The organism is Chloracidobacterium sp. (assembly GCA_025057975.1).
Lineage (GTDB): Bacteria > Acidobacteriota > Blastocatellia > Chloracidobacteriales > Chloracidobacteriaceae > Chloracidobacterium.
In genome coordinates, this window is sequence record JANWUV010000019.1 from 13903 (window position 1) to 25290 (window position 11388).

Here is an 11388-nt window from a genome sequence, read left to right on the forward strand (position 1 = left end):
CGCACCAACCTTACCTAACTTACTGCCAGACAAAGCGGTATTTGATGTCCATCGTCGTCGTAACGGGACGTCCGCTTTCCTGCGCCGGCGTGAACCTGATGCTCCGCGCCGCCCGCAACGCTTCCTGATCAAGCCCGCCGCCCAAACCCGAAACCAGCTTGACTTCGCCTATCCGCCCGTCGGCGCGAAACTCCACCCGGACGACGACAACCCCTGTGAGGCGCTGCGCCGCCGCTTCCGGCGTGTAGCGAGGCTTGTCCTGCGCAAGAATGACGACGCCCGTCCGCGTCGTTGGAGCGCCGGCGGTGACACCGCCTCCGGCGTTCGTCGCCGAAGCCGCTTCTACACGCTCCGGCGTCGGTTGAACCAGCGGAGACTCCAGCGGCTTGGGCGGCGAGTCGACCGGCGACGCTTCCACGCGACCCGCCGCCGGTGTCGGCGTCAAAACAAAGGCTGACGGCGTTGGCTGAACTGGCCGTGCTAGCTCACCCTCAATCCGCTTGACCGCTGCTGCCGCCGGCCCCCGCAGCGCCGCGTCATCGCCTGTCGCCAATGCGCGCAGCGTCGGCAGCGCCGGCGCGGCGTACCCGCCCAACCGCCCCAGCGCCGTCACCGCCGCCTGACGCACCTCGCCGTTCGGATCGCCAGTCAAGCGCGCCAACGGCGCTACACCCGGCAGCGCTGCCGATCCCAGCGCCCCCAACGCCAACGCCGCCGCCCGGCGCAGTTCGCTGTCGCTGCTGCGCGTCGCCTCCACCAGCGCCGCAACCGCTTCCGCGTCGCCGGTCTTCAGCAAACCCAACACCGCCGCCGCCGTCACTCGGTTGGGTTCGTCCACATCGCGGACCATCGCCGTCAGCGTCGGTACCGCCGCCAGCCCCGGCGCACCCACAAACGCAAGCGCCCACATCGCTTGTTCCGCCACACGGGGGTCTTCGTCGCGCAGCGCCTTGACCAACTCGGCGGCAGCCGGCGCGGCGGCCGCACCTAGCTTGCGCAGTGTGAGCACAGCGCGCAGGCGCGTCTCTGTCTCCGGACTGGCAAGCTGTGCCGCCAACTGCTGAACCGTAGGCCGCGTTCCCGGCTCCGACCCCTGCGCCAACCCAGCGACGGACGCCAATCCCAACCAACCGGCCGCAACGACACCCGTCACGCACCATTTCCAGTCACTGCTTGCCTGCGCCGTCATCCCCGTCACCCAGAAAACGCCTTCATAAAGCTTTTGAGCGCCGCCGGATCATTCGACTTGATGCGTCCGGCGAAAAAATCTCCGGCGCTCGGCTGGTACTCGCCTCGCCACATGCGCAGAAAAAGCTCGGCCGAAGTCTTCAGCACCACATCCGCCTGTTCCGTCGCCTTCCCCTGCGTCACCCGGCACGTTTGCGCGTCAAGCGTGACCGTCCATTTCTCGTCGTCCAGCGAAAAATAAAACGTCGTCGGTTTCGTGAAGACTCCGGCGCGGTATTGTTTGGCCAGCTCCTGAAAAATGGCGGCAATCGGCGAGGTCGGCTTTGTCGGCATCGGCGGCGCTCCCATCCATCCTGACGTGTCCCACAACGGACGCTCACCCGCCAATGCACGACATCGTGCGCCCCGGCGGCGTGAAGTCTGGTTCATTGATGCGATGTCCGGCTTCCTTGCGCGCCACTGCTGCGACAATCCGCTCGGCAAGCTCACTCATACTTGCTCCGGCGCGCAACGCATCCCGCAAATCATACTCAACCACCGAAAAAAGGCACGTCCGAAGTTTCCCGTCGGCCGTCAGCCGCAAGCGGCTGCACGCCCCGCAGAACGGCTCCGTCACCGGCGCAATGATGCCGATTTCACCCGGCGCGCCGTCGGCAAAGCGATACCGCCGCGCCGTTTCACTCGGCGCTTGACCTACAACCGGCCTCAGCGGATACCGCGCGTGCACACGGGCGTACACCTCGCGCCCCGGCACGACCAACTCGCGCCGCCACGCGCCAGGACCGTCCAGCGGCATATACTCGATAAACCGCACGCTCACCCCCCACGCACGGGCAAACTCGGCGAACGCCTCGATTTCGGCGTCATTGACGCCACGGATCAGAACGCAGTTGACGCGCACCGGCGTCAGTTTGTACTGCTGCGCCAACGCAATGGCGCGCAGCGCCCGATCCAACGCCCGGACACGTGTCAGACGCTGGAAGGTGTCGTCCCGAAGCGAGTCCAAGCTGATGGTGACACGCCGCAAACCGGCTTCCGCCAGCGCCGCCGCATACGTTTCAAACCGGTAGCCGTTGGTTGTCAGCGCTAAATCCACCACGCCCGGCAGCCGCCCCAAGCCGCGCACTAACGTCACCACGTCATTGCGCAGCAGCGCCTCGCCGCCGGTGAGGCGAATCTTTTCAATCCCCAGACTAACAAAAACCTGCGCCAGCGTAAGAATTTCGTCAGCCGTCAGCAACTCCGGGGCGGACTTCCACGCTGCGCCCTGCTCCGGCATGCAGTACGTACAGCGGAAGTTGCAGCGGTCGGTAATGGAAATGCGTAGGTCGCGGATGACACGCCCGTAGGCGTCGCGTAAGGTCGGGCGCAAGTAGTTGGCGTTGGCGTGTACGTTGGTCATCAGGCTTCCCAAAACCCAGTGGCGTTTGCCACGACAGCCTAGCGGTTTTGGGTCATGCGGGGAATGAGCATCGCCGTTAGCCCTCCCCACGGTAAATCCCAACGAACATCTTCCCAGCAGGATCAATACAGGCGCGAAACATCCCCGCCGAGTTGAACGGCATAGCAATGTTGCCCAACCGATCAACAGCGATGACACCACCCATACCGCCGGCGGCGACCAACTTCCGCATCACAACTTCCTCGGCGGCCTCCGCCAGCGACAATCCCTTGTAAGCCATCAGGGCCGCGATGTCATACGCTGCAACCGACCGAATGAAGTACTCACCGTGTCCCGTGCACGACACGGCGCAGGTGGCGTTGTCGGCATAGGTGCCCGCGCCGATGATCGGCGAATCGCCAACGCGCCCAAACCGCTTGTTTGTCATCCCGCCAGTAGACGTGCCAGCCGCAAGGTTGCCCCGGGCATCAAGCGCTACAGCGCCGACCGTACCGAACTTCCATTGCGGCACAACCAACAAGGGGACGCCCTGCGCCGTTTTTCTGCGCTCCCTCGCCTTTGCGCGTTCCAACTCACGGCGACCTTCCTCCGTCCCGAAGTACTTCGGCGAAACCAGCGTCAGTCCCTGCTCGGCGGCGAACGCTTCCGCGCCGACGCCCGTCAGCAGGACATGCGGAGAGCGTTCCATCACGGCGCGCGCTGCACGAATGGGATTTTTGATACGCTTGACGCCTGCCACGGCCCCGGCTGCGCGCGTCGCACCGTCCATAATCGAGGCGTCAAGTTCACACGTCCCGGCGTTGGTGAAAACCGATCCCTTGCCCGCGTTAAAGACGCCCGAATCCTCTAACAACACAATCGCCGTGACAACGGCGTCCAGTGCCGAACCACCGCGCTTGAGCACATCATGTCCGGCTGTCACAACGGCGGACAGTTTCGCCCGATAGAGCGCTTCGCGTTCAGGCGCCATCGAGCCTTTCTCCATCACACCAGCCCCGCCGTGAATGGCAAAAGCAATTGGCTTGGCTTCTGCGCCGCGCAGGACGGCACTGGTTGCAGCGGCGACAGTCGTCGTCAGAAAGGCACGGCGTGATAAGGCGTGCGGTGTAAGCGTCAGCGTCATGAGATTCGTGTTGTCCGGCTGGTTAGATACGCCGCCATGTCGGGCGGTAAGTCAGCTCTGAGCGTGATTTCTCGCTTCTCTATCGGGTGCGTCAGGGTCATTTCAGCCGCATGCAGCAGGTGGCGTGACGGACGACTGCCTGCTTCGGTGAAGCATTGCTCATTCGCCTTTCGGCCATAAACCATGTCGCCCGCCAGCGGACAGCCCAAATACGCGGCATGAATGCGAATCTGGTGTGTGCGCCCAGTAAGAGGCTCAAATCGCATCAGCGTCAGCCCCACCAAGGCTTGCTCAACCGTAAAGCGCGTCTGCGCCGGTTTGCCGTCCGGCAGGACACGCCAACGCGGCCAGAGAAACGGCGTGCGGCCAATCGGCGCGTCAATCAGACCGGCTTCCGTTTCAGGGGCGCCAATAACGAGCGCCAAGTACGTCTTAGTGACAGCGCCTGCCTGAAAAAGCGGCGCAAACGCCCGTGTCGCCCGATCGTTTTTGGCGACCAAAACGACGCCCGACGTATCACGGTCAAGTCGGTGCAACAGCATCGGGCGGTCGCCGCCGCCAAACGCTGGATGCGCCAGCAGCGCGTTGATGAGGGTTCCCGTCCGTTCTTTAGGCGTTGGGTGCGACAGCATCCCTGGCGGCTTAGCGACGGCAAGGATGAAGTCATCCTCGTAGAGCGTTGGGAGCGCCACCGCCTCCGGCGGTACGGCAACACTGCGTGCGGCGGTCAGTCGCCACGCTACGCGGTCGCCTGTCCGCAAGCGCCAGCCGGCTGTCCGCGGACGCGAATTAACCAGAATTTGCCCTTCGGCGACCGCTCGGCGAATCGCCGCCACGGGCCATTCGCCGAGCTGCGCGCGGACGAATTCATCCAGCCGCTGCCAGTGCGCCGTCTCCGGGACAATAACCTCCGCCTCAAGCCGCATACCTCACCGTCGCCAGCGACCGACAATCGGAATATCGCCAGGATTGCCGTAGTTGACCTGTAGATCGGCGAAGCCGGCACTGTTGGTGTTCCGCAGGAAGAACGCGCCGTTGCGGTAAATGCCAATGCTGTCAAAGCCTTTACCTGTCCAGTCACCCGCCACAGGAATATCGCCTGCCTGCCCGTAGAAGAAGTCACTGTCGGCGAAGCCCGACGTGTTGCTGTTGCGGATGTAGCAAAAGCCGTTCGATGGTCGGAAGCAGCCGACGGTGGTCGTCCGGTTGCCGTCCCAGTCGCCAACAATCGGCACGTCGCCCACGTTGCCGTAGTTCACCACAATGTCCGGATTGCCGGCGCTGTTCGAGTTGCGTAGGAAAAACTGCCCGTTGCGGTACACGCCGATGGTATCCACGCCGTTGCCGTCCCAGTCGCCGGCCAGCGGAATGTCGCCGGGCGAGCCATAAGCAAACGACAGGTCGGCGAAGCCAGGCGTGTTGCTGTTTTTGAGGAAAAACACGCCATTGCGGAAGATGCCGACCGTATCCACGCCATCACCGTCCCAGTCGCCGGCAATGGGGCGGTCACCCGCCTGTCCGTAGAAGAAGCTATTGTCAGCGAAGCCAGGCGTGTTACTGAACCGCTGATACACAAAGCCGTCCGTCGGGCGGAAGCAAGCGACAGTATCGGCGGGTGGCGGCGCAGCCCCGCCGGTGACGTTGAGCGTCAGTTGGTAGGTGTTGCGCGTATCGTTCGCCAGATAGACGCGCAGGAAAAACACGTTCGGGTTGCCCGGATTCGTGAAGTCAATCGTCTCGCTGTTGCCGACGCCGCGCGAGGCGGCGACCGGGTTCGGCTCTTGGTTGCGATACAGCTCGATGTCAACGTCACCGAAGTTGTGCGTGAAGTTGACCGTCGCCATGATGCGCGCGCCGTTTGTGGCCTGAACGGCGTACCAGTCTTCAGAAACCTGCTTGACGACGAGGTTGCCGGCGTTGACAGGCAATGTAACAAACCGTCCCCCGGCGCGATTGTCGTTTGGTTCAAAAGCGTCGTCGGAGCCGCCGTTGAGAAAGTTGTTGATGCTGGGCGCAAAGGCGGAAAACTTGCCGTAGTTGTCAAACAGCTGGCTTGGCGGGACGTCGCAGGCCGCTGGGCCGCAGCTCAGCACGCCGATAAGGAAACTGCCTTGACTGGTCGTGTACCAGATGCCCGACCCGCTCGATCCCGGCTCGGTCACACCCTGATTCCAGTTGACGCGGTAGCCACCCTGCAAGCCTGTGCCGCTGCAGCTGCTGTTCTGCCCGGCGACCACTCCCAGCGAGCGGCGCAGGAACGAGAGCTGGGGGTTGGCAATTGGCGTCCCGCCGGCCGGGTGGTGCAGCGCGAAGACGTTTGTGCCGTCGGGGCGCGTGTTGGTGTCCCATCCGGCATGGAACAGGTTGCGCGGAATGACGCCGAGGATTTCCAGCAGCGTGTGGTCGCTTGGTTCGTTTGTTTGCAGCAGCGTCGCGCCGGTCGGCGACCGGAAAAAGTTACTGCTCACGACGCCGCTGTTGCACGCCATCGAACGATAAAACCAAAACGCCTGGACACTCTGCGCCTCAGCCGGTGTTTCCACGCAGTGGTTCGCCGTCAGAAAAAACGGCGCGAAGTCGCCATTGCGCGTGTTGAGCACCGTGCCGGTGCAAACCGACGCGCCCTGTGCGGACTGAAAAACGATGCGCGCTACGCTGTCTTTTTCGGGTTCGGGGCCGCACATGGCGTCGAGGTTGCACGCGCCGGCTTCCGACCCGCCTTCAGCTTTCGTTTTCCTGCCGTCGGAAACCGTCGGCGGCAGCGGGCTGTCCCAGATGTGAGCCAGTTCAGTAACGCGGAAGCTGGGCGGCGTATTCGGCGGCGTCAGCCACTCGACAACGGCTGTATCACCAGCCAGCACGTCCGACCAGAACTCACCGCTCTCGAATGGCCCCCTTCCCGTGTAGGGGCCAGAAACGGCTTTATCGTGTGCGCCATAGACGTACAGCTCAGCGTCCGGCGGTAAGGCAACCTGTTCAAAATGCAACCGGAGCGCCGCCGCCTTGGGTGACCGAACCACGGCCGCGTAGGCGACCAACTCGCGCCCGGAAGCCTTTGAGCGCGTCGCACCGAGTCGGACGGCGTTTTCCATCCACGTCGGCGCGAGCGCCCGATTCGCGCCGATTTGGTTCGGCGCAATCACCAACCCCTTGGCCGTAAACGGTGGCAGTTCATACGCCACGCTGGCGCAGGTTTCGGCCGACAGCCGCTCGCCGCGCGTCCGAAGGCTTGGCAACGCCGGCGGGCGATACAGCGCGTCGCCGCGATTAGCGGCGGGAAGCTGGATGCTCAGAAGGGCAGCCGCACCTTCCGCGTCTCTTAGCGACTGGCCGTGTGAAACGACCGGGCGTGGCGACCATCCAAAAAGCGTCAACAAACCAAGAACAAAACCAACAACGCTCCATCGGTAACGCAGTGAGGACATAACCTGCTCCTTTTCCAGTCACTAACGGGGGGGACAGTTACGTTCGGTGAGCGAGTACCGGTGGCGCAAAATAAAACTGCTAGTTGGCCGTCGCTTCCGTCAGGCGGGCGGCGATGGCTTCCGTAAACTCCGTCGTCGTCGCCGTCCCACCCAAATCGGGTGTTTTGATCTGGTCTTCGCCAAGGACGGCGAATAGCGCCGCTTCAATGCGGTCGGCGGCCTCGTTTTCCTCAATGTAGCGCAGCATCATCACGGCGCTCAAAATCAACGCCGTCGGATTCGCTAACCCACGGCCGGCAATGTCCGGCGCACTGCCGTGCACCGCCTCGAAAACCGCCATGCCATCACCGATATTTGCGCCGGGGACAACGCCCAGCCCGCCGACTAGTCCTGTCGCCAAGTCGGAAAGAATGTCGCCGTAGAGATTTTCCATCAGCAGCACGTCATAGCGTTCGGGCTGCATCACAAGCTGCATGCACATGTTGTCCACGATTTTTTCTTCTGGTTGCACTTCTGGGTAGTGCTGAACGACCTTGCGGAAGCAGTCCAGAAACAGCCCGTCGGAAAGCTTCATAATGTTGGCTTTGTGGACGACCGTGACCTTCCTGCGCTTGTGTTTACGTGCATAGTCGCAGGCGAAACGGGCGATTCGGGTTGAGGCGCGTTCAGTGATGACTTTAAGGCTTTCGACGACGCCCGGTACGACGACGTGTTCTAAACCGGAATATAGGTCTTCGGTGTTTTCACGGATGATGACCAGATCAACGTTTTCGTAGCGCGTCTTGACGCCCGGAATCGTTTTGACGGGGCGTACGTTGGCGTAGAGATCAAGCGCCTTGCGCAACCCGACATTCACGCTCGTAAAGCCGCCGCCGACCGGCGTCGTGACCGGCCCTTTGAGGGCGACGCGCGTCCGGCGAATTGAAGCCAGCAAGGCGTCGGGAATCGTTGTGCCATGTTCGGCGAGCGCCTGCGCGCCGGCTGGAAAGCGTTCCCATGTGATGTCCACACCGGCGGCGCTCAGGACGCGCAACGTGGCGGCGGTCACTTCTGGCCCGATGCCGTCGCCCGGAATCAGCGTTATGATGTGTTTCATTGGGGTGATTGCCCCCTTCAGCAAGATTGACCGGCTACGCGGCGTCGAAGGTCACTTTGTCGTAGATTTCCGCCAAGGGCAATCGGCAACCCATCGCTTCGAGCGTTAGCACGGCTGCAAGGTCGGTCGTTTCGTAAAGCAGCCAGCGTCCGTCAGCTTGGCGTGTATGTTGCTCAACGTGCGGTGTGGATTGCGCGACGACTACGTACTCCCGCAGTGACGGCAGCTTGCGGTACTGCGCGAACTTACCACCCCGGTCGTAGTCCTGTGTCGAATCGGAAAGCACTTCGATGATGAGCGTCGGGTTGAGTAGCGTGTCGCGCTGTTGGTCGGTAAAACGCGGCGGGCCGCAGACAACCGTCACATCGGGATAGAAAAAGTTTTTTTCAGGATTGGCGACACGGAGATCGCTTGGATAGATCCGGCAATCACGCTGTTTGAGTTGTGGGTGAAGCGTTGCAATCAGGTTGGCGACAATGAGGTTGTGCGCTTCGCTTGCCCCTGACATGGCGAAGACTTCGCCATTGACATACTCGCTCTTGATGACAGCGCGCCGCTCAGCGGCGAGATATTCGGCAGGCGTCAGGCGGGGCTGCGGCAGGCTCGACATGGAGGCTGGCTTCCTTGGCTTTGGCTTGGAGGCAGGCTGCCACCTCTTCCGGGTTGCTCAAGCGGACGGCGGTGGGGATTTTAGCGCATAGCGTTCCGGACCAAGCCGTTCAAGGCGGCCTTCAGCGACTTCGCGTTCCAACCACCGGCGTGTTTGCGCAGCGCTGAGCGGCGTTCGGTCTTCAATCATTTGCACGGTGATAACGCCATATTCGGCGGCCAAACGCGGCAACCATTCAGCCGCCTCCGCTTCACCGCGCCGTCGCCGCCGAGCGTTGGCAATTTCAATCACAGTCGCTCCACCTAGAAACGCTATGACACCGCCGACAAACATCCCGCCGACCGTCAACCAGCTACGGTCAGGCTGAAAGGCGTCATAGACGGCCAAGAACGCAACAACTAAACCAATCAGGATAAGAAAAGTCGAACATCCGTACCGCAGGAAGTTCATCGAGGAGTGTTATGGAGTGGCTTCACAAGTACAAGCCTAGTTCAGACTTTCAGTGACAGCTCACTGCGTTCTGGAGATAGCCTTAGTGTTTCGGATTGAGACACCCAACACAATTCGCAGTCTTACTGCACTTCCCGAAAAAATGGAACGAGTCCCCCCAACTGGCGCTGCGAGGGAAGCGGCTACGACGTGTTAGGCAAAACAGCCTGCACGGAGGCGACATGGGGATTTCTTCACCTGTGGCAGGGACAAGCCAGCAAAACCAAGTAGTAATAAAGCGGCGCACGTTTTCGGAATGAGAATGGCAAGTGAGTCGGCGTTTTGTCACCGCGCAAAGCACTCGGGCCCGATGAGGCCTGAAAAGGCAGCGCGCAGGGAAGCGAGTTTTGACAATGGAACGACGGCGGCTTGCGCTGGGAAAACTACGCTCACCCCTGACCTGCTCGGCGGGGATGGTGGTGTGTCCCTGCTACGCAGGCTCTAGGGGAGGGTGGAGAAAGCCTGACGTCGCCACCGGCGGCGGCTTCACGCTGGGCTGTAGGCTGCACCCACTATGCGAGTGGGTTTGGCAGGTCGCCGAGACTCAACGAACCTATGCTGCGGCTTGAGTTCTCCAAAAAAGCTGCGCCGGAGTGGAGGTACTAGAGGAAAGGCGTAGCGGCGGAGAGTTTCCGACATCAGCGGCCGTGCTTCCGCCGCCAGCGCTTGCTCACAGCAACCAAGACGCTTACTGTGCCGGCGCCGGCTTGCGGCAGGCGTACCCCGCCCGCCGGCCAACCAGTTGGCTAACCCTATCCACGCCCAAAAAAGGGGGTTAGGCAATCCCTTTGGATTGAAGACGCGCTTACAAGCGGATTGAAACTACAAGCGGATTGAAACTCTCATCACTGTCTGGAGGTCTTTGTCGCCGCGCCCGCATAGGTTGAGCAACACGACCGTCCCCTGCGGCCAGTCCCGCGCCGCGCGCAGGACATAGGCGACAGCATGCGCTGGCTCCAGCGCCGGGATGATCCCTTCACACCGCGACAAATGGTGAAAAGCGGCAATGGCTTCATCGTCCGTCGCGGCTTCGTACCGCGCCCGCCCGATGCTCTTCAGGTAAGCGTGCTCTGGGCCGACCGATGGGTAATCCAGTCCAGCAGAAATGCTGTATGTTTCGTGAATCTGCCCATCTTCGTCCTGTAAGACATAACTCCGCATGCCGTGGAGCGTCCCCGGTGTGCCGCGTGCCAGCACCGCGCCGTGCGCCGTTGTCTCCAGCCCCTTCCCAGCCGGCTCTACGCCAATCAGCTCCACATTTTCATCGTCGAAAAACGCCGTGAATATACCAATAGCGTTTGAACCGCCGCCGACGCAGGCAATGACTTTGTCCGGCAGACGGCCAAGCCGTTCGAGCATCTGCGCCCGCGCCTCGTCGCCGATAACGCGCTGGAAGTACTTGACCATCGTTGGGAACGGATGCGGCCCGGCGGCTGTCCCTAGAACATAATGCGTTGTACGGACGTTGGTCATCCAATCGCGTAGCGCGTCGTTGATAGCGTCCTTGAGCGTGCGCCCGCCAGTTTTGACCGGGTGTACAGTTGCCCCTAGCAGTTCCATGCGAAAGACATTTGGCTGCTGGCGGGCCATGTCCACCTCGCCCATGTACACCTCGACTTGCAAGCCCAGCAGCGCTCCGGCCATAGCGGTTGCTACGCCGTGCTGCCCTGCCCCGGTCTCGGCGATCAGGCGCGTTTTACCCATGCGCTTGGCCAGCAACGCCTGCCCCAGCGCATTGTTGGTCTTGTGCGCGCCTCCGTGAAGGAGATCCTCGCGCTTGAGATACAGCTCGATGCCAAGTTCCCGCGACAGGTTTCGGGCGTGAAACAGCGGCGTCGGACGGCCGGAAAATCCAGCCGAGAGGCGTTGTAGTTCGGCCTGAAACGCGGCGTCCGTCTGCGCCGCCAGAAAAACGGCTTCAAGCTCTTCAAGCGCCGGCATGAGTGTTTCCGGCGCGTAGACACCCCCAAAAGGGCCAAAGTAACCAAGAGATTGCATGGGATGTTCCCTGCCTAGGCAAAGTGGCGGGTTTGCGTCACCCAATGTACGTCCTGC

General features: G+C 62.0%; 10 protein-coding genes. All 10 read right to left on the reverse strand.

Annotation, left to right across the window (positions count from 1 at the left end; translation table 11 throughout):
* Positions 1-19: 19 nt before the first annotated feature.
* Complete coding sequence (locus NZ585_14010; protein MCS7081148.1) at positions 20-1189, reverse strand: TonB family protein; 1170 nt, start codon at positions 1187-1189, stop codon at positions 20-22.
* A 5-nt stretch (positions 1190-1194) separates the two neighbouring features.
* A complete protein-coding gene (locus NZ585_14015; protein MCS7081149.1) occupies positions 1195-1521 on the reverse strand; it encodes an SCP2 sterol-binding domain-containing protein in 327 nt (108 codons plus the stop codon).
* Positions 1522-1564: 43 nt separating this feature from the next.
* Positions 1565-2590: a GTP 3',8-cyclase MoaA gene (gene moaA, locus NZ585_14020; GenBank protein ID MCS7081150.1), complete on the reverse strand. Its 1026-nt coding sequence runs from the start codon at positions 2588-2590 to the stop codon at positions 1565-1567.
* Between the two features lie 76 nt (positions 2591-2666).
* Entirely contained in the window at positions 2667-3713 is a 1047-nt protein-coding gene (locus tag NZ585_14025; protein MCS7081151.1) for an isoaspartyl peptidase/L-asparaginase, read from the reverse strand.
* On the reverse strand, positions 3710-4639 hold the full coding sequence (locus tag NZ585_14030; GenBank protein ID MCS7081152.1) for an RluA family pseudouridine synthase: 930 nt from the start codon (positions 4637-4639) through the stop codon (positions 3710-3712). The genes NZ585_14025 and NZ585_14030 overlap by 4 nt, the downstream gene beginning before the upstream one ends.
* Positions 4640-4642: 3 nt before the next feature.
* Entirely contained in the window at positions 4643-7138 is a 2496-nt protein-coding gene (locus NZ585_14035) for a PPC domain-containing protein (protein MCS7081153.1), read from the reverse strand.
* Positions 7139-7217: 79 nt separating this feature from the next.
* Entirely contained in the window at positions 7218-8234 is a 1017-nt protein-coding gene (locus NZ585_14040; protein MCS7081154.1) for an isocitrate dehydrogenase (NAD(+)), read from the reverse strand.
* Positions 8235-8268: 34 nt separating this feature from the next.
* Positions 8269-8844 (reverse strand): Uma2 family endonuclease, encoded by a 576-nt coding sequence (locus NZ585_14045; protein ID MCS7081155.1) that lies wholly within the window; start codon positions 8842-8844, stop codon positions 8269-8271.
* A 57-nt stretch (positions 8845-8901) separates the two neighbouring features.
* A complete protein-coding gene (locus tag NZ585_14050) occupies positions 8902-9294 on the reverse strand; it encodes a hypothetical protein (GenBank protein ID MCS7081156.1) in 393 nt (130 codons plus the stop codon).
* 861 nt (positions 9295-10155) lie between these two features.
* On the reverse strand, positions 10156-11331 hold the full coding sequence (gene trpB / locus NZ585_14055; protein ID MCS7081157.1) for a tryptophan synthase subunit beta: 1176 nt from the start codon (positions 11329-11331) through the stop codon (positions 10156-10158).
* Positions 11332-11388: the final 57 nt, after the last annotated feature.

Excerpts from the sequence above, each read along its gene's own strand:
- NZ585_14025 (MCS7081151.1), bottom strand. The coding sequence starts at position 3,713 with ATGACGCTGACGCTTACACCGCACGCCTTATCACGCCGTGCCTTTCTG.
- NZ585_14050 (MCS7081156.1), bottom strand. The coding sequence starts at position 9,294 with ATGAACTTCCTGCGGTACGGATGTTCGACTTTTCTTATCCTGATTGGT.
- NZ585_14045 (MCS7081155.1), bottom strand. The coding sequence starts at position 8,844 with ATGTCGAGCCTGCCGCAGCCCCGCCTGACGCCTGCCGAATATCTCGCC.
- NZ585_14035 (MCS7081153.1), bottom strand. The coding sequence starts at position 7,138 with ATGTCCTCACTGCGTTACCGATGGAGCGTTGTTGGTTTTGTTCTTGGT.
- trpB (MCS7081157.1), bottom strand. The coding sequence starts at position 11,331 with ATGCAATCTCTTGGTTACTTTGGCCCTTTTGGGGGTGTCTACGCGCCG.
- moaA (MCS7081150.1), bottom strand. The coding sequence starts at position 2,590 with ATGACCAACGTACACGCCAACGCCAACTACTTGCGCCCGACCTTACGC.
- NZ585_14040 (MCS7081154.1), bottom strand. The coding sequence starts at position 8,234 with ATGAAACACATCATAACGCTGATTCCGGGCGACGGCATCGGGCCAGAA.
- NZ585_14030 (MCS7081152.1), bottom strand. The coding sequence starts at position 4,639 with ATGCGGCTTGAGGCGGAGGTTATTGTCCCGGAGACGGCGCACTGGCAG.
- NZ585_14010 (MCS7081148.1), bottom strand. The coding sequence starts at position 1,189 with ATGACGGCGCAGGCAAGCAGTGACTGGAAATGGTGCGTGACGGGTGTC.
- NZ585_14015 (MCS7081149.1), bottom strand. The coding sequence starts at position 1,521 with ATGCCGACAAAGCCGACCTCGCCGATTGCCGCCATTTTTCAGGAGCTG.